This is a genomic window from Leisingera sp. ANG49, assembly GCF_059694505.1.
Genome location: NZ_JCATZN010000001.1, coordinates 634,552 through 656,022 on the forward strand (window position 1 = coordinate 634,552; position 21,471 = coordinate 656,022).

Consider the following 21,471-nt stretch of genomic DNA (forward strand, 5'->3'; position numbering starts at 1 on the left):
CCCGCCCACATCTACCCTCGCGCGCAAAAACAAAACACCCGGCCAGGACCTGACCGGGTGTGAAGTCGCGCAGATGTGATGCGGGGTTACTCCGCTTTCATCGCCTCGATCGAGATCTGGATCTGCACCTCGTCGCTGACGAAGGGGGCAAACTGGCCGAGATTGAAATCGGAGCGCAGCACGGTTGCGGTGGCATCGAAACCGGCCCAGGGCTTTTTGGCCATCGGATGCTCGCCCACCTGGTTCAGCTTGGCGTCCAGCACCACCGGCTTGGTCACGCCGTTCAGGGTCAGGTCGCCGGTGATCTTGGCGGTGCTGTCGCCGGTCACCTCGATGCCGGTGGAGGTGAAGCTGACGGTTTCATCCTCGGTTGCGTCGAAGAAGTCCTTGGTCATGAAGTGGTCGAACCGGGCCTGCCAGCCGGTGAACATCGAGTTGAGCGGCATCGAGACCGAAACGCTGGAGGCCGCCGGGTTTTCCTGGTCGAACTGGATCTCGCCCTCGAACCCCGAGAACATGCCCCATGTGGTCGAATAGCCAAGGTGGTTGTAGCTGAACAGGATCTGGCTGTGGCTGGCGTCCAGCACGTATTTCTCAGGTGCTTGAACGGCAAAGGCGCTGGTGGCAGCCGCGCTGATCAGGGCGGCGGCAAGCAGGGTCTTTTTCATGGGGAAGGCTCCGTCTGAATGAATGTTGTGGCAAAAGATGTGGCATTTGGCCTGCGGATTGGAAGCCCGCAAAAACCAACACTATCTGTGAGCGCGCGAACACAAAACCCGGCTGCAGGCAGCCGGGTCCGGTCTCGCGGGAATGTGATCGCGGCTCAGGTCAGGATCCGCACCGCACCGCTGAGCTGGTCGCGCAGCCGGCTGCGGATGGCGGCCGATCCCAGCGGCAGTTCGATCAGCAGGCTGCCGTCGCCCTCAAACAGCTGCACAGAGGCGGCCGTCAGCCGCGCCGCACCCAGAGTGTCATAGCTGCGGCGCAGCACGGTGCGCGGACGGCCCTGGGCGTCGCGCTTCAGCACCCGCAGCTCGCGGCGCACCGGGTCGAAGCAGGCCTCGGGACGGCCTGCGGGCTCATGCGCAGTTATCAGGACCAGGCCGGCCAGCAGGAAGGCGACGGAGATGCCGAAGCGGATCAGGTTCATTTCCGGATCGGCGCCGGCGCCCTGCACCAGCCACAAGCCGGACGCGCTGAGGATCAACGCCCCGCCCAGGAGCCGCAGCGCCACAATGCGCACTTTCCAGTTCGCCTCAAACCGCAGCCGCAACGGCGATGCGCCGGCGATGGCGCCAAGCGCCCGGGCGCCTGACATTCTGGAAACCTGCGGCGGGGTGTGGTCTGTCACTGCCATGATATTTCCCTTCTGCTGCTGCCGTTGTGCTGCTGCCTTGCCGCGGCGCCTGGCCGTGTTAAGACTTCATTAACGATTGAAGGCCGGTTTTGCGGCAGCAATTGGGCGGGCTTGCGGTTTTGCAGCGGCGGGGTTTTGCAGCCAGCGCAAAATGCCCTTTTGCCTTGCTCTTTCGGCCGCAGCCTGTATAGGAGGCCCTGCTTCCGCGACATCTTCGATCCGCGCAGCCTCTCGTGACCGGGCAGCGGAAGTGTGACATGCCCCGTCTATGAAATGCGCCTAGACACAAACAGGAGTTCGCATGCCACTCTATGAGCATGTCATGATTGCGCGTCAGGACCTGTCCAACTCGCAAGCTGAAGGCCTCATCGAACATTTCGGTGCTGTTCTGTCCGACAACGGCGGCAAGCTGGTCGAGCAGGAGTACTGGGGCGTCAAGACCATGGCCTACAAGATCAACAAGAACCGCAAGGGCCACTATGCCTTCCTGAAGACCGACGCACCGTCGGCCGCTGTTCAGGAAATGGAGCGCCTGATGCGTCTGCATGATGACGTGATGCGCGTCCTGACCATCAAGGTCGACGAGCACGCCGAGGGCCCTTCGGTCCAGATGCAGAAGCGCGACGAACGCGGCGATCGCCGTGAGCGCCGCTGATCAACGCTTGAGAAAAGGACGCTAAATCATGGCAGCCAAACCGTTTTTCCGCCGCCGCAAGGTTTGCCCGTTCTCGGGTGAAAATGCGCCGAAGATCGACTACAAAGACACCCGTCTGCTGCAGCGCTACATCTCTGAGCGCGGCAAGATCGTACCTTCGCGCATCACCGCCGTTTCGGCAAAGAAGCAGCGTGAGCTGGCCCGTGCTATCAAGCGCGCCCGCTTCCTCGCCCTGCTGCCCTACGCCGTGAAGTAAGGAGATAAGCAGATGCAAGTTATCCTTCTTGAGCGCGTTGCAAAGCTGGGCCAGATGGGCGACGTCGTTGACGTGAAGCCCGGGTTCGCCCGCAACTTCCTGCTGCCGCAGGGCAAGGCAAAAACCGCCTCCGAGTCCAACATCGCCGCCTTCGAGGCCCAGAAAGCGCAGCTGGAAGCGCGCAACCTGGAGACCAAGAAAGAGGCCGAGGCTCTGGCAGAGAAGCTGGACGGCCAGCAGTTCATCGTGATTCGCTCCGCATCGGACGCGGGCGCGCTGTACGGCTCCGTCACCCCGCGCGACGCGGCCGACGCTGCAACCGCGGACGGCTTCTCGGTCGACAAGAAACAGGTCGCCCTGATCCACCCGATCAAGGAACTGGGCCTGCATTCGGTCGCCGTCAAGCTGCACCCGGAAGTGGAAGTCGAAATCAAGCTGAACGTGGCCCGCTCCCAAGAGGAAGCCGAGCTGCAGGCATCGGGCAAATCGATCCAGGAGCTGGCCGCCGAAGAGGAAGCCGCTGCTGAGTTCGAGATCTCCGAGCTGTTCGATGACATCGGCTCCGCCGCGTCTGACGACGACGAAGCACCGGTTGCCGACGCCGCTGGCGAAGAAACCAACTGATCCCGTTCGGGGCAGTGAGACATGGGAAAGGCCGCCTGACGGGCGGCCTTTTTCGTTGCCTACTGACGTTCTGAAAAGCTGAGGCAAATTGCGCGCAAATCCCCTGCCCCGGAATAACCATCTGTTTGCCGCATTCGGCCAGAATAATCCGGGAGTGGAGTGAAAAAGGGGGATGCGCCATGCAGGACGCATTGGAGAGTGAGGAGCTGGCCCTGCGCCGGCGGCTGTTGTTCCGGCTGCTGCGCGGCAGCGGGCCAGGCCGGACGGCCGCCCGCGCTGAGACCATTTCGGAGCTGGTGCCGAAGGGGCTGATTGCGCCGGGCGAAAGCCTGTTCCAGCGGCCGCAGGCGGCGGAGTAGAAGCCGGCCTGATCCAGCGCCCGGGGCTGCTGCAAGGGCTGCACCGCTGTAGGCTGCAACCTGTTTTTCTGAACCCGGCGGATGTCCGCGCCGATGCCTGTTGAGTGCCTGCTGCCGGTTGTTATAGGGACCGCGAAATTTGGGAAACAGCCGCGGTCCCTTCTGCCCGACTTGGTCAGCTGCCCCACAGGCGTGAGGGGCTAACTGCCCTGAGGGTTGTTTCTGCCTCAATGCGCGACCCCAATATGTAGTGGAGAACCATATTTAACAAATGTCTAATGATTAAAGTTTGAACCACCTGCCGCCGCCCGCGGAACAGGCGCGGCAACAGGCGGTTTCCCCCGCCGTGATGGCGGTTCCCCGCCGTCCGTCAGCGCTGGTGCGCGGGCAGCATTGCAGCCCGCGGCGATGCGACTAATCTGACCGTCGTGAGAAACCGCTTTCGGAGGCCGCATGACGCGCCGGACCACTTTGATCTTATTTTTAGCTGCCGCAGTGCTCTCTGCCTGCGCCAGCACCGCCTCCCCCCCGGAGGTGTCCCGAGCCGGCCCGCCGCTCTACCCCAATGAGACGCCGGAACTTCGCCAGAAGATCAACTACTGGGCAGACCACTACGAGGTCCCGCGCAGCCTGGTGCACCGGCTGGCGGTCCGCGAAAGCACCCACAGGCCCAAGGCGGTGAACCGCCCCTACTACGGGCTGCTGCAGATCCTTCCCGCGACGGCGCGGTCGATGGGCTTCCGAGGCGAGCCCCAGGATCTGCTCGATGCCGATACCAACCTTCAGTTCTCCGTGAAGTACCTGCGCGGCGCCTGGCTACTGGCTGACGGCAGCCAGGACATGGCGGTGAAGCACTACTCGCGCGGCTATTATTACGAGGCCAAGCGCCGCGGCATGCTGGTTGAAACCGGCCTGCGCCCGGCCCCCTCTGACGGCTGATGCCTCCCCCTCTACAGCGCCCCGGCAGGGGCGCTGCCCGGCTTGGGCGGGCCGCGGCGCGGTCCGCAGGACCGCGCCAAGAACGGGCGGGAGCGCCTGTTTCCCTGATCCGGCACCGCCTGCCTGCAAGCCTGAACGTTTCGCCCCGCAGCGAACCGTCAATTCCCGCAGCCTCGCCTGCATGGGTTATCCAGACAGAAAGAAACTGGAGACCCTTTGATGCTGCCCGACCTAAACAACGACAGGTTTGTTCCCGACGACGGCTTGCGGATCGCGGTCCAGGTGCCTGAGACGCACCTGCAGAAAATCGTCGATGCGGTTCTGTCGGTCACCCCCCTGACATACGGTGATTACGACCGTGTCACCTTCACGACGGCGGCGGGCATCCAGCGCTTCAGATCTCTGGGGAGCGGCCGCAACCGGGCGACCCGCAATGCGGTTGAAGTGCCTTGCGTGGAACTGTCCTTCTTTTTGAGCCGCGATGAGGCCGTGCAGGTTCTCAGGCGAATCTACGCGTCACACCCTTACGAGGAGCCGGTGATCTTTGTGAGCCCCTGTCTGCGGACGCTCCATATCCGGGGCTTGGACGAGGACAATCCCAACAGGTTCTGGAACAGCGCGGCGGAGGATTGGGTGCCGGCGGAGCACCGCTAGCAGCGGCGCCGCTGTCCAGCACGCGCCGCGGCCTTCACGGCCGGGGTTTCCGCCGGTGCAGGAGCCTGCCCCGCACGCTGACCCCAACGAAAAAGGCCGCCCAACGGGCGGCCTTTCCGTAAGTCATGCAGGCAAGAGGTTTATTCCTCTTCCAGCTCCTCAACAGCTTTCTGCAGCTCGTCCTTGGAGATCTCTTTCTCGGTGACTTTGGCCTGCTCGACGATGTGGTCGACAACCTTGTCTTCAAAGATCGGCGCGCGCAGCTGCTGCTGCATCTGGGCGTTCTGCTGGATGAACTCGAAGAACTGACGCTCCTGACCCGGGTACTGGCGGGCTTGCGCCATGATCGCCTGGGTCATTTCGGCGTCAGTCACTTCGACCTCAGCCTTCTGGCCCAGCTCGGCCAGCAGCAGGCCCAGGCGGACGCGGCGCTCGGCCAGTTTGGTGTGCTCCTCAGTGGTTTCGATCTCACCGTGGTCGTGGCCCTGCACTTCCGGGTTGTCCTCGTGCCACAGCTGGTGCGCGATCTGCTTGGCTTCGGCGTCGACCAGCGACGGCGGCAGGTCGAAGGAGACCAGGGTGTCCAGCTTGTCCAACAGCGCGCGCTTCATCACCGCGCGGGCGGCGCCGGCGTATTCGGCTTCCAGGCGCTCGGAGATCTGGCCCTTCAGCGCGTCCAGGTCGTCGGCGCCGAATTTTTTGGCCAGCTCGTCGTCGATCTCAGCCGCTTTCGGGGCTTTGACTTCCTTGACGGTGCAGGAGAACACGGCCTCTTTGCCGGCCAGGTGCTCTGCGCCGTATTCCTCGGGGAAGGACACGGTCACGTCTTTTTCTTCACCGGCTTTGCTGCCGACCAGCTGCTCTTCGAAGCCGGGGATGAAGGAGTTGGAGCCAAGCACCAGCGGGTAGTCGTCGCCTGCGCCGCCGTCAAAGGCTTCGCCGTCGATTTTGCCGACGAAGTCGATCACGACCTGGTCGCCGTCTTCGGCTGCAGCGCCGTCTTCGCGGGCTTCGAATTCCTTGGCGGTTTCGGCCAGGTTGTTCAGCGCCTCGGTGACGGCTTCGTCTTCAGCCTTCACCACCAGCTTTTCCAGCTCGACGCCGGAGAAATCGACTTCGGGGATTTCCGGCAGTGCCTCGTAGGACATCTCGACGTTGACGTCGTCGCCTTCTTTCCAGTCTTCGTTGGTCATCTTGACGTCGGGCTGCAGCGCCGGACGGTCGCCGCTGTCCTCGAAATGCTTGTTCATGGCGCCGTCGACGGCTTCCTGCATTGCTTCGCCCATCAGGCGCTGGCCGAACTGCTTTTTCAGCAGTGCCATCGGCACCTTGCCTTTGCGGAAACCTTTCATTTCGATTTCCGGCTGGGCTTCGACCAGCTTTTCGTTGACCTTCTCGTCCAGCTCGGCGGCGGTGACGGTGATGGCGTAGCCGCGTTTCAGACCTTCGTTCAGCGTCTCGGTGACCTGCATCCTATTCCCCATAGAGATTCGGGGCCCCTGTGCGAGGTGCCCCCAGACAATTTGCGGTCTTCTATTTCCCCCGGCGCCGCGGCGCAAGGGGCATTGCCCCATTCCCTGCCGTTCCTGCGGATTTCCGAGGGCCCGCAACGAAAAACACGCCCGCAATGGGGCGTGTTTCCGTTCCGAAAACCGAGGGAGTTGCGGTTCAGAACTTCCAGCGGGCACCGGCCAGGATGACGTTGGCGTCCTGGTAGGTGGTGGCGCTGGTATCCGCGTAGGAATAGTCGCGGTAGGCCAGGTAGGTCTCGACGTTGTAGGCGTCGATTTTCTGGACCGCGGCAACGCCCCAGGATTCGGCGCTGTCGCCGTTGCTGACCATGTCGGAGCCGTCATAGTAGTCCACCGAGAAGGAGGTGGAGCCGGCCGAGATCAGGTCTGCCGAGTAGCCCAGCTTGGCATAGGCGTAGGTGCCCGAGATGTCGCGCTCGCCCGCGGCAATGTTCAGCGACAGGCCGGTGGCCTTGTGCAGCACCGCAAAGGAGCCGGAGATGTCGCGGTAGTCTTCCTCGCCGGTTTCCTCGGTCCAGGAGGCGCCGATGCCGGTGTCGATGGCAAAGCCCGCGGCGTCGTCATTGGCCCAGCGGACGGCCACGTCATAGCTTTCGCGGTCATTGGCGTCCTTCAGGACATCGGTGCCCCAGGAGGTCGACAGGGTGAAACCAGCGAAGTCCGGCGAATCGTACCGGACGCGGCCCAGACGGCTGCCGTCCAGATCGGTGAAGGCATCGCCGATATCGATGCTGCTGAGCGCGCCTGCGCCGGTGCGGAAAGCATAACCGCCCGCGGAATCAGCAACCGAGTTGGAGGCGCCGAGGCCGGTGCCGGAGAAATCAGCGCCGGTGATGCCGTCGGTTGCCATCGAGCCCTGACCTGCGGAGAAACGGCCGTACCGCGCGGTGTCGAACTGGAAGTCGACGTGGCGGATATTGGTGCGGTCCCAGCTGAGGTTGTCGCCCTTGGACAGCTGGCTGACCCCGTCCGAGGAGCGGAAGCCGAAGGCGGTTTCAAAGCGGAACCGCAGGGTGTTTTCACCATAGGCCTGCTCCAGCCAGAAGCCGATGCGCGAATTGGAGGCGGCGTTGTCGGTCAGCCGGTTGTAGTCCTGCACACCGTCGTCGAAGGACTGGTAGGCAGGGTTGAACTGGCCGTACCAGCGGAAGCTGCCGCCGGTGTCATTGGTATAGGTGGGGCCTGCAAATGCCGGGGCCGCAACTGCGGCTGCGAGGGTGGCTGCGCCGGCGCGGGCTGCAAACTTGGTTTTCATGTCCTGTCTCCTGTTCCGCCGCTTACGGCCGCTGTCCGGTACAGGCCAGCGCAGGAGCCGAGGGAGCCTCCGGGCGCATGGCATGAATTCCGGGTCAGATGACCGATGCGGCAATTGTGAAAATCTGCCCGTGGCAAAAAATCACCTGCACCGTAGCGCCGCCACGGGACCGGAGATGTGAAGACGATTACGTTTACGGCCCGCCTCACGCAAAGCAGCTATGCCGCACGTGCAACCCTGAGGTGGGAATCAGCTGGGCGGGCGGATCCGGAAAACTGCCCGGTCCAGCCCTCAACAAAGGAACGCTCCGGCTGACCGGAGCGTTCCTTTGTGTTCCAGATATCTGCCGCTCGTCAGAACCGCCAGCGCGCACCCAGCACCCAGGTTGTCAGATCCTGGTAGGTCGCAGCGGAATCCTCATACTCGTATTCCTGATAGGTCAGGTAGATGTCGGTATTGATGCTGTCGACCTTCTGGGCCACGCCGATGCCCCAGCCCTTGGTGCTGGAGCCGGTGACGTTGAAGTCCTCGCCGTCATAATAATGCACCCCGAAACCGGTCTTGCCCCAGGCCAGCCAGTCATTCTCATAGCCGATCTTGGCGTAGTAGTAGCTGGGATCGCTGGCACCGGCCGCGTCATTGTCGCGGCTGCCGCCCGCCATGGTGAAACTCAGGCCGTTGTCCAGCAGCACGGAGGCGGAGCCGATCACGTCCGAGCGCTCTGCGCCGGCGTCGTCACGCACCTGATAGGCCAGCGACGCGGCAAAGTTGGTGGTGCCGAATTCCTGCCCGTAGCGTAGGCCGATGTCGTAGTAATCGGCATCGTCCCCGGTCGACAGGATGTTCTGCCCCCAGGCAATGCCGGCGGAGAAGCCGTTCAGATCCGGGGTGTCATAGCGGATCCTGCCGCGGCGGGAGCCGTCGAGGTTGTCAAAAGCAGAGGCAACAGCCGGCCCGCTCAGCGCGCCGGTGGTATCCCGGAACAGGAAGGCGGCGTTGGCATCCGCGGTGTAGGAATAAAGCGCCGTGCCGACATAGGAGAGGTCGGTCTCAGCCGCACCGTCGGCCACCATGCTGCCCTGCCCGGCTGAAAACCTGCCCCAGCTGCCCTCCAGCCAGAAGTCCACATGGCGCAGGTCGGCGCGGGTCCAGCCGCTGTAGTCGGAACCGAACTGGTTCACTTCGGTCGAGTTGGGGAACCCCAGCCCGGCCTCGAACCGGAACCCGAAGGTATTGGCCCCGATCGGCTGCATCAGCCGCAACCCGATGCGGGACCGGGACAAGTCGTAGTCCAGCAGATTGGTTTCGGTCTGCTGCCCGTCGTCAACCGAGATGATGGCCGGATTGAACTGGCCATAGATTTCGACATAGCCGCCGGAATCGTTGTCATACCGCAGTTCAGCCGAGGCCGGCACCGCGACGGCGCATAGCCCCGCGGCGGCAGTGGAGATTTTCAGAAGACGTGTCACAGCCATCCCCCTTTTTTTAACATTATACTGATGAACACTTGGGCCGGCCGCTGTTCGCTGCCGGCCGGTGACAAGTATAGCACATTCAGGCCCGGTCCAGTGAAATTACTGGCAGGCAAGGTTAAACCGGCCCGCAACCGCTGCTGCCTGCGCGCTGTTTGCCGCTGATACCGTCTGGAAGGATGGTGCGGGTGAAGGGACTTGAACCCCCACGCCTTGCGGCGCCAGAACCTAAATCTGGTGCGTCTACCAATTCCGCCACACCCGCACTGCGCGCCGGGACGAACCCGCCGCGTGACGCGCTGAATAGCAAAGCTTGGCCGGGGATGCGAGGGGAAATCGTGCCCGAAATGCCGATGTGCAAAACGGCAACAATCCGTCCGGAATATCGCAACAATCGGCGGGTTTTCGCGCAAAAGGGCTGGGCCTGGAATCCGGTTGTGCCGTAGTTTGGTAAAAAAGTCTGAGGCAGACAAAGCGAGCAACAATATGAAACCGTTTGGAAATGCGGCCCTGCGCGCGCAAATGGCGATGCGCGGCCAGGCACAGCCCCGGCGGCTGTTTCAAGGCAGCCAGAACATCAGCCTCTTGCGCGGCACCATCGTGCTGACCCGCGAGGGCGAGCGCGCCGCCGAGGAAATCAGATCCGGCGACAGCCTGATCACCCGCACCCTGGGCATGGCCCAGGTGGAGGCCGTGCGGACCCGCCGCGCGATGCTGCAGGCGGTGTGCATTGCCGCCGGCTCTCTGGGCGACACCCGTGGCGAGGGCGACCTGACCGTGCCCTGGGACCAGCGCATCCTGGTGCGCGACTGGCGCGCCAAGGCGATGTTCGGCCAGCCGCAGGCGGTGGTGCCGGCCTATGAGCTGGTGGACGGCGAGTTTATCCGCGACCTGGGCCTGCAGATGATGGATCTGACGGTGCTGGAGTTTTCCCGCCCGCATGTGATCTATGCAGGCGGGTTGGAGCTGGCAGCCGCCGCCGCGCCGCAAGAGGACCTGCGACCGGCGGCCTGAAGCGGCTTACATTCCCAGCTTGCGGAACACCGCGGGGATCTGCTCCGGCAGGTCCTCGGCGATCAGGCCGGGGCCAAACTCCAGCGCGCATTCGACGTGGATATAGGCGGCGGTTTCAGCTGCCTGCATCGGATCGAAACCGCGTGCCATCAAACCGGTGATGAAGCCCGCCAAAACGTCCCCCGACCCGGCGGTGGCCAGCCAGGGCGCGGACCGCTCGTAATGAGCAGAGTTCACAGAGCAGCGCCCGTCCGGCGCGGCGATCACCGTGTCCGGCCCCTTGAACAGCACAACGCAGCCTGCGCGTTTGGCCGCCTCACGGGTGGCGTCGACCTTGGAATAGGCGGGGCCTGTGGTTGCGGGTGCGTTCAGTTTCTCCGCCAGATCCGGGAACAGCTTGGCAAATTCGCCGCCATGCGGGGTGAGGACGCAGTTTTCGTGCAGCAGCTCGAACAGCGCCTCCGGCTTCAGCTCAAACCGTGTCAGCGCGTCGGCGTCCAGAACAGTGGCGCGGTTTTCCTTCAGAACCGCCATCACCACCGCCTGCGTGTCCGCACCGCGCCCCAGGCCGGGGCCGAGGCAGACCGCGTTGAAGCGTGTGTCCTCCAGCAGTTCGCTGACCCCATGTGCGCCATCGATCTGGCGCAGCATGATGGCGGTCAGATTGGCAGCGTTTTCAAACATCGCCGAGCGCGGCGAGCCGACGGTGACCAGCCCTGCACCGATCCGCAGGGCGCCGCGGGCGGCCAGCCGGGCGGCGCCGGTCTTGCCATGTCCGCCTGAGAGGACAAGGGCGTGGCCGTGGGAGTATTTGTGGCCGCCGCCTTTGAAGATGTTGCTAGAAACATGGCAAGCGTCCGCACGAAAAACCACTGACTCATCATGCAGCAAGAACGGTTCCAGGCCGATGTCCACTTCCACCAGCTTCTTCGTTACTTGGGTCAAGCGCCCAAGAAAATGGCCATGTTTGGCGCGCTGGAAGGTCACCACCAAACCGATCTCATCCAGCTTCAAGTTGCTTTCATTTTCGCCGTCCAAAAATTCTCCGCTGTCTGTGCAAAAGCCCGAGGGCAAATCAACTGCAACCGCGAAGTCTTCCCAGTGGTAGATTTCTTCGATGATCTTTCGCAGGCCAGAATCTAGTGGCCTCACTAGGCCTGTTCCAAACAGCGCATCGATCGCGAAGTCTGCGTCCAATGATGATTGCTGCTCTAGCGGAAGATCAGTCCGCAGAGGCTTTGTTCCTCCAATCTCGCTCCATCGCTTTAAGTTCACCCGTGCATCCGGCGGAAGCTTCTCAGGATCGCCAAGCAGGAAAACTTCAATTTCCCAGCCTCGCTCATGGAGCAACCGCGCCACCACAAACCCGTCACCGCCATTGTTACCCGGACCGCACAAGACTATGGCCTTCAATCCACTATCTTCTTGTCGCAGCTTAACCAGCTCCGGCCATTCCTCGAAGATGGCCTCGACCACCCCCTGCCCGGCCCGCTCCATCAGCTCCAGCCCGGTCACCTCACCGGATGCGATGGCGGCCTGCTCAATCGCCCGCATCTGGGCTGCGGTCAGCAGTTCGGTCATGTTTCGCCCTTCCCCGATTCAATTCTGCGCATTTTCCGGGCGCAGTGCTTAATTTTTAGGCAGACACGCTCAATTTCTGCCCACAATTGCCGCAGCCGCAAACCCATGCATTGCTGCCTTCATTTAGAAGTGAAATGACACCCCCAACAAGCTTGCGAGGAGCCAAAGCCGATGAAAAAGATCGAAGCCATCATCAAGCCTTTTAAACTGGATGAGGTGAAGGAAGCGTTGCAGGACGTCGGCGTCCAGGGGCTTTCTGTCATCGAGGTCAAGGGTTTTGGCCGCCAGAAGGGCCACACCGAGCTGTACCGCGGCGCCGAATACGTTGTCGACTTCCTGCCCAAGGTGAAGGTCGAGGTTGTGCTGGACGACGATCAGGTCGACCAGGCGATCGAGGCCATTGTCGATGCCGCCAAGACCGACAAGATCGGCGACGGCAAGATCTTTGTCTCGCCTGTCGAGCAAGCGATCCGCATCCGTACCGGCGAGACCGGCCCGGACGCGCTGTAACAAATTCAACAAACATCCTGACATATAAATCAGAAGGACCGAGGGAATGAGCGCAGACGCAGTTCTCAAGACACTCAAAGACGAAGATGTCGCATACGTCGACATCCGCTTCACCGACGTGCGCGGCAAGCTGCAGCACGTGACCGTGGACGTGGACCTGGTCGACGAAGACTTCCTGGAAGAAGGCTTCATGTTCGACGGCTCCTCGATCGCCGGCTGGAAGTCGATCGAAAACTCCGACATGAAACTGATGCCGGACACCACCTCGGCCTATATGGATCCGTTCTACGCCGAGAAGACCCTCTGCATCCACTGCTCCATCGTTGAGCCCGACACCGGCGAGAGCTACGAGCGCGACCCGCGCGGCACCGCCCAGAAGGCCGAGGCCTACCTGAAGTCCTCCGGCATCGGCGACGTGGCCTACATGGGCCCGGAAGCGGAATTCTTCCTGTTCGACGACGTGCGTTACTCCAACACCATCAACAAGGTGTCCTACGAGGTTGACGCGACCGACGGCTCCTGGAACACCGACGCTGAATTCGAAATGGGCAACATGGGCCACCGCCCGGGCCTGAAGGGCGGCTACTTCCCGGTGAACCCGACCGACGAAGCGCAGGACCTGCGTTCGGAAATGCTGTCCACCATGAAGCGTCTGGGCATGAAGGTCGACAAGCACCACCACGAGGTTGCGTCCTGCCAGCACGAGCTGGGCCTGATCTTCGACAGCCTGACCAAACAGGCGGACGAGCTGCAGAAGTACAAATACGTGATCCACAACGTGGCCCACGCCTATGGCAAGTCGGCAACCTTCATGCCGAAGCCGATCTATGGCGACAACGGTTCCGGCATGCACGTCAACATGTCGATCTGGAAAGACGGCAAGCCGCTGTTTGCAGGCGATAAATACGCTGACCTGTCCCAGGAAGCGCTGTACTTCATCGGCGGCATCCTGAAGCATTCCAAGACCCTGAATGCCTTCACCAACCCGTCCACCAACTCCTACAAGCGCCTGATCCCCGGCTTTGAGGCCCCGGTTCTGCGCGCCTACTCCGCCCGCAACCGCTCCGGCTGTGTGCGTATTCCGTGGACCGAAAGCCCGAAAGCCAAGCGCGTCGAGGCCCGCTTCCCCGATCCGGCGGCAAACCCCTACCTGTGCTTTGCAGCCCTGCTGATGGCCGGCCTGGACGGCATCAAGAACAAGATCGATCCGGGCGAAGCCATGGACAAGAACCTCTACGATCTGCCGGCCGAGGAGCTGGAAGGCATCCCGACCGTTTGCGGCTCCCTGCGTGAAGCCATGGACGCGCTGGCCGCCGACCACGACTTCCTGCTGCAGGGCGACGTGTTCACCAAGGACCAGATCGACGGCTACATCGAGCTGAAGATGGAAGAGGTCCACAAGTACGAGCACACCCCGCACCCGGTTGAGTTCGGCATGTACTACAGCTGCTAAGCTGACAGACCAGACACGGAAAGGGCGCCCCAGCGGGCGCCCTTTTCATTTGCAGGACTTGCTCTTGGGGCCGGCATTCCATATCCAGCGCGGCTCAGCCCGGAAGACAGGAGCTTTCCCATGACCGCCCCCAACACCCTTGGCATTGACTTCGGCACCTCCAACTCGGCGGCCGGGATTGCGGTTGCGGGCCGTCCCTGGCTGGTGGAGATGGAGCCGGGCGAGCAGACCCTGCCCACCGCGGTGTTCTTTGAGGACGGCAGCCGCACCATGCGGATCGGCCACAGCGCCACGCGGGCGCTGATCAATGGCGACGAGGGGCGGTTCATGCGGGCGCTGAAAAGCCTGCTGGGAACCCCGCTGCTGCAGGACGAGCGGCGGCTGGGCGGCGAGCGCCTGAGCTTTGCCACCCTCATCACGCGGTTCCTGGCAGAGATGAAACGCCGCGCTGAAGCGGCGACGCATATGGAATTCACTCATGCGCTGTCGGGGCGCCCGGTGCAGTTTCATTCCAAGGATGAAGACCGCAACGTGCAGGCAGAAAAGGATCTGCGCGCCTGCTACTTGGAGGCGGGGTTTCAGGACGTTCTGTTCATGTATGAGCCGGAAGCCGCGCTGCGCGCCGCCGCGCCTGCGCCGGGCCTTGGGCTGATTGTCGATATCGGCGGCGGCACCTCCGACTTCACCGCCTTTGAGCAAGGTGCAGATGGGGCAACCCGCATCCTGGCCTCGCACGGCGTCCGGCTGGGCGGCACAGATTTCGACCGGCAGCTGAGCATTCGCCGTGTAATGCCGCTGCTGGGCCGGGGCAGCCGGATCCGCAATGCCTTTGGCGGCGGCACCCTGCCTGCGCCGAACCGGCTGTTCAACGATCTGGCCACCTGGCAGATGATCCCCTTCCTCTATGCGCCCGAAAGCCGCCGGGCGGCGCAGGATCTGGCCGCCAACGCGGTGGAGCCCGAGAAACTGGCGCGGCTGGTGGCGGTGCTGGAGGATGAGCTGGGCCATGAGCTCGCCTTTGCCGTGGAGCACGGCAAGATCCGCGCCAATGGTACGGATGCTCAGGCCCTCATCGATCTGAAACTGCTGGAGCGCGGACTGTCGGTGCCGCTGGACGCCGCGGGAATGACGCAGACGCTTGGCGAGCAGACCGCTGCAATCGGCGCCTGCGCGGCAGAGACGCTGGCGCAGGCCGGGATAGCGGCCGAAAAGGTGGAGCGGATCGTTCTGGTCGGCGGCTCTTCGCTGCTGGCAGCGGTGCAGGCGGAAATGCGCGCGCTGTGCCCAAATGCCCGGCTGGAAACGGGAAATGCCATGACCGCGGTTGCAGACGGGCTGGCACTGGCCGCGGGCAGCGCCTTTGCCTAGGCAAATGGGAAGCAATGGCGGCTTTTCCCGTTAGACAAGGGGCGCCAGCACGTTAGGCTGAAAGCCACGAGTCACATTTTGAGAGTTTTCTTCATGCGCCGCCTTCTGGCCCCAGCCCTGATTTCCGCCCTGCTTGCCTCCCCTGCCCTTGCCGCCAATTGCGGCAACAGCTCTGCCGGGTTCGACGCCTGGAAGCAGGCGTTCGGCGCCGAGGCCAAGCGCGCGGGCGTGCGCAAGGCGGGGCTGCAGGCACTGGCCAATGCGCAGTATGCCCGCCGCACCATTTCCGCCGACCGCAACCAGAAGAGCTTCAAATACTCGCTGGAGAAATTCATGCAGATCCGCGGCTCCGCCACCATCGTGGCGCAAGGCCGCAAGCGCAAGGCGCGCAACCCGGACTTCTATGCAGCACTTGAGCGCCAGTACGGCGTGCCTGCGGGTGTGCTGATTGCCATCCACGGGATGGAGACCGCCTTTGGCAACTACATGGGCGACAGCCAAGTGGTGTCGGCCATCGTGACGCTGACCTATGACTGCCGCCGCTCCGACTTCTTCCGCCCGCATGCGCTGGGGGCGCTGAAACTGGTCGATCAGGGCGCCATCACTCCGGCCACCCTGGGCGCCAAGCATGGCGAGCTGGGCCATACCCAGTTCCTGCCCGGCAATGCGCTGCAATACGGCGTCGATTGGGACGGCAACGGACGGGTGGATTTCTACAACATGGGCGATGCGCTCGCCTCCACCGCCAACTACCTGCGCCGGAAGGGCTGGAAACCCGGCAAGGGCTACCAGCAGGGCGAGCCCAACTACCGTGTGCTGAAGGAGTGGAATGCGGCCACCGTGTACCAGCAGTCGCTGGCGATCATGGGGCGCCAGATCGACGGTTGAGCACCGTTTGTCCGCAACGGATCGCAGTGAATGCGCCCGCCGCCCGGCGGGCGCAAAGCGTTTGCAGCCTGCTGTGAAAAACAGTGCACGCGATTCCGGCGCCATTGTAGGGCTTGGGGCATCAATGTGTCCGCCAGCCGTCACAGTTGAGCCGCATTCCGGCCCTTAAGAACCGATGATTTTCCTCAAATCCGTTTAATTTCAGAATATTGGACAATGCCGCATTTCACGGCTGCGCGGCACCACCGTTGCTTCGAAATCAGTCCGGCCCGCCCCACTTTTAACTATTTCGAATTTTATTGTTTCTCTATCGGCACCCTGAATGGAGGATCCGGACAGTGGCAGAGAACGTGCAATATACAGGACGGCTGGGACTGGAAAGCCGCGACAGCGGAACGCTTTCCGCTGCGTTGACGGCGGTTGTGGACACGCTTGAGGACTTCGGCCACCCGGCAGAGCAGGTTCAGGCGCGGGCGGAAAACACTGCCCGTCTGCAATGCGATCATTACCTGGTGACTGTGCGCCTGCGCCGGGTGCCGCTGCGCCGAACCAGCAGGCTACCCGGCAGCGTGATGCAACCCTCAGCACTGCTGGAACTGGTGCTGTCTCCGGTCTATCCGGGCTACTGCAATCAGGAAATCTCCGAACTGCTTCTGGCCGAAACGCTGCGCCGCCTGCTGGAAACGGTGGAGGCAACCTCTGTCGAATGGCTCGACAACGAGGTTGCGCTGACATGCGAACAGTTTCTGAGTGCCTTTGCCCCCAAGTCCAGCAGCCGGAAACAACCCGTTGCCGCCGCCCTCCCTGCGGCAGCCCGCAAAACTGTCCCGGCAGTACAATCACGCCCGCGCGGCCGGGACTGCTTTACACCGGTGGACCAGACCGCGCTGGAACTGGACGCCCACTGCGACCGCGCCTTCCGCGAGGCGAAGATGCGCAAAGCAGCAAGTGCGGCCGCCGCGGCCTCCGGCAGGTCCTGGGCAGGGCTTCGGACATCCGTTTCCTCAGCAGGTCTGCGCGGCGGCTGGGGCCGCCACCTGCATGCCTCGGCTCTCGCTGCGCTGTCCCTGACTGGCGCCCGCCGGCTTCGCTTCATCAGCCATCTGCTGCTGCTGACGGCCCTGGTGCTGTACCTTGAAAGCGCCGGCATGGTGCAGGCGGCCCGGCCGCTGGTGCCATAGGTCCAAAGCAGCAGCTGCTGCAATGCCTCCCGCGGTCTGACAACACGGCTTAGGTCAGAAACGACGATAGAATCCGTCGCTTTCAGCGGCGAATCCGCCTCGCCCCTTGCTGCACATTGTACAGGACTGTGCAGCAAGGACCTCCCAGCATGAACGAGCATTACCGCGACATCCGCAAGATCGACCCGACCCGCGGCGCCAAACTGGGCGACAACACCCCGAACGACAACAACCGGGTCGAGATCGGCCCGACCCAGCTGGCCTTTGCCGAATGGGCAGAGGCCGGGCTGCAGCTGCCGGATCTGCAGGCGCTGCGCAAGTTCCGCTGGGAGCGGCTGGTCAAGCACATCAACGACCGCGGCTATGGCGGCCTGCTGGTGTTCGATCCGCTGAACATCCGCTATGCGACCGATTCCACCAACATGCAGTTGTGGAACACCCACAACCCGTTCCGGGCGCTGCTGGTCTGCGCCGATGGCTACATGGTGCTGTGGGATTACAAGCAGTCGCCGTTCCTCAGCGAGTTCAACCCGCTGGTGCGCGAGCAGCGCGCAGGCGCCGACCTGTTCTATTTCGACCGCGGCGACAAGATCGACGTGGCCGCGGACAAGTTCTCCAACGAGGTGCGCATCCTGCTGGAAGAGCACAGCGGCAGCAACAAGCGGCTGGCGGTGGACAAAGTGATGCTGCACGGGCTGCGGGCTTTGGAGGCGCAGGGGCTGGAGATTTTCCCCGGCGAGGAGCTGACTGAGAAATGCCGCGCGGTGAAAGGCCCGGATGAGATCCTGGCGATGCGCTGTGCCCATCACGCCTGCGAAACCGCGGTGGCGGCAATGGAAAGATTCGCCCGCGAGCAGGTCCCGGGCGGCAATATCTCCGAGGACGACGTCTGGGCGGTGCTGCACGCGGAAAACATCCGCCGCGGCGGCGAATGGATCGAGACCCGCCTCTTGGCCTCCGGCCCCCGCACCAACCCCTGGTTCCAGGAATGCGGGCCCCGCATCATCCAGAACAACGAGATGATCAGTTTCGACACCGACCTGGTCGGCTCCTACGGCATTTGCATCGACATCTCGCGCAGCTGGTGGATCGGCGATGAAAAGCCGCGGCCCGATATGGTCTATGCCATGCAGCACGGGCTGGAGCACATCCGCCACAACATGGAAATGCTGAAGCCGGGCGTGAATATCCAGGAGCTGTCGCGGGGCTGCCATGTTCTGGACGACCAGTTCCAGAAGCAGAAATACGGCTGCATGATGCACGGCGTGGGCCTCTGCGATGAATGGCCGCTGGTGGCCTATCCCGACGCCATGGTCGAGGGCGCCTTCGATTACGAACTGGAGCCGGGCATGGTGCTGTGCGTCGAGGCGCTGGTGTCGCCTGAGGGCGGCGATTTCTCGATCAAGCTGGAAGACCAGGTGTTGATCACCGAAGACGGCCATGAAAACCTGACCAGCTACCCCTTCGACAAGGCGCTGCTGGGCGAAGCCTGATTCCATCCTGCCGGTCCTTCCTGCACGGAGGGACCGGGACAGCCTGCGGCGCCGTCAGGCGCCACCGCTTAACAATAGCTATTCAGGAACAGCTCCAGCTTTTCGCTCAGCACCAGCACGCCGGGCGAGTCTGTCACCTCTTCAAGCTGCTTCAGCGGCACCCAGGCCAAGGCGTGGGACTCGCCGCTGGGGGCAATCTGCCCCACCTCTGCCTGAAACAGGTAGCGCACATCGTAGTGCAGATGCGCGCAATCGCGGGTATTTGCCGGAATTTCGTGGATATCCACGTCGAACACCTGCGCCGACAGCGGCCTGATCCGTTGGAGCCCGCTTTCCTCATAGGCCTCCTTCAGCGCCACAAAGTGCACGTCGGCTATGCCGTCGCAATGGCCGCCCAGCTGGAACCAGCGGTTGAGCTTCTTGTGATGGGTCAAGAGCACGCTTCGCATGTCCGAGGACATCACAAAGGCGGAGCCGGTCACATGGCCGGTTTCCGGATTGCGGCCGAAGGCCTGGGGCTCGCTGGCGCAAAACTCCGTCAGGCGCTGCCACATTCCGCGGTCCCGCGCAGTCTGCGGGCTGTAACATCCGATGCCTCTCAGGGTGCTGCTGCTCATCTGCCTTCACCTTCCCGTGACGTTCCGGCCCGATGCCTTGTTCGAGGCCATTGAAGCGCTCAATCTATGCGGAACACCCAACAAAGGCCACGCCCATGCCCACGGAACGGATTTCCTTCACCGGCCACGCCGGAAACACCCTCGCTGCCCGCCTCGACCTACCCGAGGGACCGGTGCTGGCCACCGCGCTGTTTGCCCATTGCTTCACCTGCTCCAAGGACATCCCGGCGGCGCGGCGGATTGCCGGACGGCTGGCCGCGATGGGGATTGCGGTCCTGCGGTTCGATTTCACCGGGCTGGGGCATTCGGAGGGCGAGTTCGAGAACACCACCTTCAGCTCCAACGTGGCGGATCTGATCAAGGCGGCGCAATATCTCGCGGCACGCAACATGGCACCTGCGCTGCTGATCGGCCATTCGCTGGGCGGCGCCGCGGTGCTGCGCGCCCGCGTCGGCATTCCCTCGGTCAAGGGGGTGGTCACGCTGGGGGCGCCGTTTGATCCGGGCCATGTCTCACACCACTTCGATGCCGCCCTGCCGGAGATCGAGGCCAAGGGCCGCGCCGAGGTCTGCCTGGGCGGACGGCCGTTTGTGATCGGCAAGGAGTTTGTCGAGGATATCAATGCGGAGGCGCTGGCGCCTGCGATTGCGGAGCTGAAGGCGGCGCTGCTGGTGCTGCATGCGCCGCGCGATGAGACCGTGAGCATCGACAATGCCGCGTCGATCTTCACCGCTGCCAAGCACCCCAAGAGCTTTATCACCCTGGACGACGCGGACCACCTGATTTCCCGCGCGGCGGACGCCGAATACGCGGCGGAAGTCATCGCCGCCTGGGCCGGGCGCTATGTCAAAATGGCGCCGCCCGCGCCGCCGCCCGGCGCGCCGGAGGGCATCCTGCGGGTGACAGAGGCGGACCCCTCGGGCTTCCTGCAGGACGTGCAGTCCGGCCCCTACCACCATGCTTTTGCCGATGAACCGCTGGCCTATGGCGGCACCAACCGCGGCATGTCGCCTTACGGGTTCGTGGCTGCGGGGCTGGGCGCTTGCACCTCGATGACGCTCAGGATGTATGCGCGCCGCAAGGGCTGGCCGCTGGAGGGGATCAGCGTCGACGTGAGCCACGACAAGGTGCACGCCCAGGACGCCCTGCCTTCGGGGCCTGCCAAGATCGACCAGTTCACCCGGGTGGTGCGGATGTGCGGTCCGCTGACTGATGAACAGCGCGTCAAACTGATGGAAATAGCCGACAAATGCCCGGTGCACCGGACCCTGGAAAGCGGTGCCAAGGTGGTGACCCGGCTGGAGGCCATGGAACAGTCCGCAATCTGACACACCAGAACTCCAGCGGTGCTCCCGCGCCCGGGCGGTGCAGGAGACCTGCACCGCCAGCGGCCTTGGGGGGGGGGGGGGGGGGGGGGGGGGGGGGGTCCTACTGCGCTCAGGTCCTCGCAAGAAGACCGAAGCGCAGGCGGGAGGACCTGACTGCCGCGGAATTTGCGCCACATCAAAGTGCCGGGAAACATTCCCGCCCATTCTGTCTGCACTTCCGGCGGCGGCCGGGCATGGGAGGAGACACATGGGACTTTTTGCAAAACTCGGGCGCAGCAGCGATCTGGTGCAGGGGATGGCCAGCCGTCTGGGCATCGATTATGGCGAAATGGTTGCTGGCGATCCGCAGGCGCAAGGCCGTAAATACATGCGCGCGGTCCTGCGCTGCAGCACCTGCCGCAATCAGGACGGCTGCAGTGATTTGCAGCAGGAGATGACGGAACTGGCCGAGGCGCCATCTTACTGCCGCAACGCGCAGCTGCTGGCGCAATTACGGGGCAGCTGATCCCTCCTGCCCGGCGGCTCACTCCCGCTGCAGATCAACCCGGTGTCCGGAGCGCGGGTGCGCGCGTCAGCTCACTCCTCAGGCCCGGCGTAGCGCCCCGTGGTGATGTCACCGCCCTCCCCGACAAACCGCAGGGCTTCTCCATCGCTTTCCAGCGCATAACAGGCCCACAGGTCCGAGGGCGGCCAGGTGGAACAGTATTTGCCATCCCGCACGCCCCAGTAGCCCCAGCTGTCATGGCCTGCATTGTAGAGCGTCCGGCCCGAGGCATTGAACTCCTGCCAGGCGCCGCTGCCGTAGACCAGCCGCTGCCCCTCCAGCGCAGCCTGCACTTCTTCGCCGCTCAAGCTGCGCCATTCGCCGCCCCAAACCGGCGCAACCGTGCATGATAACGCAATCATCAGGGCAAACTGCCTCATGACCCTCTCCC

At 63.4% G+C, this 21,471-nt stretch carries 23 protein-coding genes and 1 tRNA gene; 15 read left to right on the top strand and 9 right to left on the bottom strand.

Going from position 1 to position 21,471, the window contains the following annotated elements; all coding sequences use genetic code 11:
* Positions 1-86: 86 nt before the first annotated feature.
* The gene (locus AC58NV_RS03145; RefSeq protein ID WP_497225842.1) at positions 87-668 is read right to left on the bottom strand and encodes a YceI family protein; all 582 of its coding nucleotides are present in this window, start codon (positions 666-668) and stop codon (positions 87-89) included.
* A gap of 155 nt (positions 669-823) precedes the next feature.
* The gene (locus tag AC58NV_RS03150; RefSeq protein ID WP_497225843.1) at positions 824-1,357 is read right to left on the bottom strand and encodes a hypothetical protein; all 534 of its coding nucleotides are present in this window, start codon (positions 1,355-1,357) and stop codon (positions 824-826) included.
* Between the two features lie 301 nt (positions 1,358-1,658).
* Between AC58NV_RS03150 and rpsF the strand changes: the two genes are divergently transcribed.
* The 6 genes from rpsF to AC58NV_RS03180 all read left to right on the top strand — a co-directional run bounded on the left by rpsF (position 1,659) and on the right by AC58NV_RS03180 (position 4,844).
* Positions 1,659-2,012: a 30S ribosomal protein S6 gene (gene rpsF, locus AC58NV_RS03155; protein WP_019295532.1), complete on the top strand. Its 354-nt coding sequence runs from the start codon at positions 1,659-1,661 to the stop codon at positions 2,010-2,012.
* Between the two features lie 28 nt (positions 2,013-2,040).
* Positions 2,041-2,268: a 30S ribosomal protein S18 gene (rpsR, locus tag AC58NV_RS03160; protein ID WP_005608650.1), complete on the top strand. Its 228-nt coding sequence runs from the start codon at positions 2,041-2,043 to the stop codon at positions 2,266-2,268.
* A gap of 12 nt (positions 2,269-2,280) precedes the next feature.
* A complete protein-coding gene (gene rplI / locus AC58NV_RS03165) occupies positions 2,281-2,892 on the top strand; it encodes a 50S ribosomal protein L9 (RefSeq protein WP_366661653.1) in 612 nt (203 codons plus the stop codon).
* Between the two features lie 179 nt (positions 2,893-3,071).
* Positions 3,072-3,251 (top strand): hypothetical protein, encoded by a 180-nt coding sequence (locus AC58NV_RS03170; protein ID WP_497225844.1) that lies wholly within the window; start codon positions 3,072-3,074, stop codon positions 3,249-3,251.
* Positions 3,252-3,704: 453 nt separating this feature from the next.
* Complete coding sequence (locus AC58NV_RS03175) at positions 3,705-4,190, top strand: transglycosylase SLT domain-containing protein (RefSeq protein ID WP_497225845.1); 486 nt, start codon at positions 3,705-3,707, stop codon at positions 4,188-4,190.
* Positions 4,191-4,409: 219 nt separating this feature from the next.
* Entirely contained in the window at positions 4,410-4,844 is a 435-nt protein-coding gene (locus AC58NV_RS03180; RefSeq protein ID WP_497225846.1) for a YqfO family protein, read from the top strand.
* Positions 4,845-4,984: 140 nt separating this feature from the next.
* Here AC58NV_RS03180 and tig read toward each other — a convergent pair whose 3' ends face one another.
* The 4 genes from tig to AC58NV_RS03200 all read right to left on the bottom strand — a co-directional run bounded on the left by tig (position 4,985) and on the right by AC58NV_RS03200 (position 9,368).
* Positions 4,985-6,316, bottom strand: a complete 1,332-nt coding sequence (gene tig, locus AC58NV_RS03185) for a trigger factor (protein ID WP_497225847.1) — start codon at positions 6,314-6,316, stop codon at positions 4,985-4,987.
* A gap of 196 nt (positions 6,317-6,512) precedes the next feature.
* A complete protein-coding gene (locus tag AC58NV_RS03190; protein WP_497225848.1) occupies positions 6,513-7,631 on the bottom strand; it encodes a porin in 1,119 nt (372 codons plus the stop codon).
* A gap of 353 nt (positions 7,632-7,984) precedes the next feature.
* Positions 7,985-9,106 carry a porin gene (locus tag AC58NV_RS03195; protein WP_497225849.1) on the bottom strand — a complete coding sequence of 374 codons (1,122 nt, stop codon included), beginning with the start codon at positions 9,104-9,106 and terminating at the stop codon, positions 7,985-7,987.
* Positions 9,107-9,283: 177 nt separating this feature from the next.
* Positions 9,284-9,368 (bottom strand) — tRNA-Leu (locus AC58NV_RS03200).
* A 221-nt stretch (positions 9,369-9,589) separates the two neighbouring features.
* Between AC58NV_RS03200 and AC58NV_RS03205 the strand changes: the two genes are divergently transcribed.
* The gene (locus tag AC58NV_RS03205; RefSeq protein ID WP_497225850.1) at positions 9,590-10,117 is read left to right on the top strand and encodes a Hint domain-containing protein; all 528 of its coding nucleotides are present in this window, start codon (positions 9,590-9,592) and stop codon (positions 10,115-10,117) included.
* Between the two features lie 6 nt (positions 10,118-10,123).
* Here the strand turns inward: AC58NV_RS03205 and AC58NV_RS03210 are convergent, their stop codons facing one another.
* Entirely contained in the window at positions 10,124-11,698 is a 1,575-nt protein-coding gene (locus AC58NV_RS03210) for an NAD(P)H-hydrate dehydratase (RefSeq protein WP_497225851.1), read from the bottom strand.
* A gap of 171 nt (positions 11,699-11,869) precedes the next feature.
* Here AC58NV_RS03210 and AC58NV_RS03215 point away from each other — a divergent pair, with 171 nt between their 5' ends.
* From AC58NV_RS03215 to dddP, 6 genes are all read left to right on the top strand, one after another.
* Positions 11,870-12,208 carry a P-II family nitrogen regulator gene (locus tag AC58NV_RS03215; protein ID WP_008554830.1) on the top strand — a complete coding sequence of 113 codons (339 nt, stop codon included), beginning with the start codon at positions 11,870-11,872 and terminating at the stop codon, positions 12,206-12,208.
* A gap of 46 nt (positions 12,209-12,254) precedes the next feature.
* Positions 12,255-13,661, top strand: coding sequence for a type I glutamate--ammonia ligase (gene glnA, locus AC58NV_RS03220; RefSeq protein ID WP_366661662.1), 1,407 nt, complete (start codon positions 12,255-12,257; stop codon positions 13,659-13,661).
* A gap of 120 nt (positions 13,662-13,781) precedes the next feature.
* Positions 13,782-15,029, top strand: coding sequence for an Hsp70 family protein (locus tag AC58NV_RS03225; protein WP_497225852.1), 1,248 nt, complete (start codon positions 13,782-13,784; stop codon positions 15,027-15,029).
* A 93-nt stretch (positions 15,030-15,122) separates the two neighbouring features.
* Positions 15,123-15,917 carry a lytic murein transglycosylase gene (locus tag AC58NV_RS03230; RefSeq protein WP_497225853.1) on the top strand — a complete coding sequence of 265 codons (795 nt, stop codon included), beginning with the start codon at positions 15,123-15,125 and terminating at the stop codon, positions 15,915-15,917.
* A gap of 338 nt (positions 15,918-16,255) precedes the next feature.
* On the top strand, positions 16,256-17,098 hold the full coding sequence (locus tag AC58NV_RS03235; protein WP_497225854.1) for a hypothetical protein: 843 nt from the start codon (positions 16,256-16,258) through the stop codon (positions 17,096-17,098).
* Between the two features lie 149 nt (positions 17,099-17,247).
* Positions 17,248-18,591 (top strand): dimethylsulfonioproprionate lyase DddP, encoded by a 1,344-nt coding sequence (dddP, locus tag AC58NV_RS03240; RefSeq protein WP_497225855.1) that lies wholly within the window; start codon positions 17,248-17,250, stop codon positions 18,589-18,591.
* 68 nt (positions 18,592-18,659) lie between these two features.
* Here the strand turns inward: dddP and AC58NV_RS03245 are convergent, their stop codons facing one another.
* Positions 18,660-19,208: an NUDIX hydrolase gene (locus AC58NV_RS03245; protein ID WP_497225856.1), complete on the bottom strand. Its 549-nt coding sequence runs from the start codon at positions 19,206-19,208 to the stop codon at positions 18,660-18,662.
* Positions 19,209-19,303: 95 nt separating this feature from the next.
* Between AC58NV_RS03245 and AC58NV_RS03250 the strand changes: the two genes are divergently transcribed.
* A complete protein-coding gene (locus tag AC58NV_RS03250) occupies positions 19,304-20,536 on the top strand; it encodes a bifunctional alpha/beta hydrolase/OsmC family protein (protein ID WP_497225857.1) in 1,233 nt (410 codons plus the stop codon).
* Between the two features lie 247 nt (positions 20,537-20,783).
* Positions 20,784-21,041, top strand: coding sequence for a DUF6455 family protein (locus tag AC58NV_RS03255; protein ID WP_497225858.1), 258 nt, complete (start codon positions 20,784-20,786; stop codon positions 21,039-21,041).
* A gap of 71 nt (positions 21,042-21,112) precedes the next feature.
* Here the strand turns inward: AC58NV_RS03255 and AC58NV_RS03260 are convergent, their stop codons facing one another.
* Positions 21,113-21,460, bottom strand: a complete 348-nt coding sequence (locus tag AC58NV_RS03260; protein ID WP_497225859.1) for a hypothetical protein — start codon at positions 21,458-21,460, stop codon at positions 21,113-21,115.
* Between the last annotated feature and the right edge of the window lie 11 nt (positions 21,461-21,471).

Coding starts and splice junctions, on each gene's coding strand:
- AC58NV_RS03145 (WP_497225842.1), bottom strand. CDS start 668: ATGAAAAAGACCCTGCTTGCCGCCGCCCTGATCAGCGCGGCTGCCACC.
- AC58NV_RS03150 (WP_497225843.1), bottom strand. CDS start 1,357: ATGGCAGTGACAGACCACACCCCGCCGCAGGTTTCCAGAATGTCAGGC.
- rpsF (WP_019295532.1), top strand. CDS start 1,659: ATGCCACTCTATGAGCATGTCATGATTGCGCGTCAGGACCTGTCCAAC.
- rpsR (WP_005608650.1), top strand. CDS start 2,041: ATGGCAGCCAAACCGTTTTTCCGCCGCCGCAAGGTTTGCCCGTTCTCG.
- rplI (WP_366661653.1), top strand. CDS start 2,281: ATGCAAGTTATCCTTCTTGAGCGCGTTGCAAAGCTGGGCCAGATGGGC.
- AC58NV_RS03170 (WP_497225844.1), top strand. CDS start 3,072: ATGCAGGACGCATTGGAGAGTGAGGAGCTGGCCCTGCGCCGGCGGCTG.
- AC58NV_RS03175 (WP_497225845.1), top strand. CDS start 3,705: ATGACGCGCCGGACCACTTTGATCTTATTTTTAGCTGCCGCAGTGCTC.
- AC58NV_RS03180 (WP_497225846.1), top strand. CDS start 4,410: ATGCTGCCCGACCTAAACAACGACAGGTTTGTTCCCGACGACGGCTTG.
- tig (WP_497225847.1), bottom strand. CDS start 6,316: ATGCAGGTCACCGAGACGCTGAACGAAGGTCTGAAACGCGGCTACGCC.
- AC58NV_RS03190 (WP_497225848.1), bottom strand. CDS start 7,631: ATGAAAACCAAGTTTGCAGCCCGCGCCGGCGCAGCCACCCTCGCAGCC.
- AC58NV_RS03195 (WP_497225849.1), bottom strand. CDS start 9,106: ATGGCTGTGACACGTCTTCTGAAAATCTCCACTGCCGCCGCGGGGCTA.
- AC58NV_RS03205 (WP_497225850.1), top strand. CDS start 9,590: ATGAAACCGTTTGGAAATGCGGCCCTGCGCGCGCAAATGGCGATGCGC.
- AC58NV_RS03210 (WP_497225851.1), bottom strand. CDS start 11,698: ATGACCGAACTGCTGACCGCAGCCCAGATGCGGGCGATTGAGCAGGCC.
- AC58NV_RS03215 (WP_008554830.1), top strand. CDS start 11,870: ATGAAAAAGATCGAAGCCATCATCAAGCCTTTTAAACTGGATGAGGTG.
- glnA (WP_366661662.1), top strand. CDS start 12,255: ATGAGCGCAGACGCAGTTCTCAAGACACTCAAAGACGAAGATGTCGCA.
- AC58NV_RS03225 (WP_497225852.1), top strand. CDS start 13,782: ATGACCGCCCCCAACACCCTTGGCATTGACTTCGGCACCTCCAACTCG.
- AC58NV_RS03230 (WP_497225853.1), top strand. CDS start 15,123: ATGCGCCGCCTTCTGGCCCCAGCCCTGATTTCCGCCCTGCTTGCCTCC.
- dddP (WP_497225855.1), top strand. CDS start 17,248: ATGAACGAGCATTACCGCGACATCCGCAAGATCGACCCGACCCGCGGC.
- AC58NV_RS03245 (WP_497225856.1), bottom strand. CDS start 19,208: ATGAGCAGCAGCACCCTGAGAGGCATCGGATGTTACAGCCCGCAGACT.
- AC58NV_RS03250 (WP_497225857.1), top strand. CDS start 19,304: ATGCCCACGGAACGGATTTCCTTCACCGGCCACGCCGGAAACACCCTC.
- AC58NV_RS03255 (WP_497225858.1), top strand. CDS start 20,784: ATGGGACTTTTTGCAAAACTCGGGCGCAGCAGCGATCTGGTGCAGGGG.
- AC58NV_RS03260 (WP_497225859.1), bottom strand. CDS start 21,460: ATGAGGCAGTTTGCCCTGATGATTGCGTTATCATGCACGGTTGCGCCG.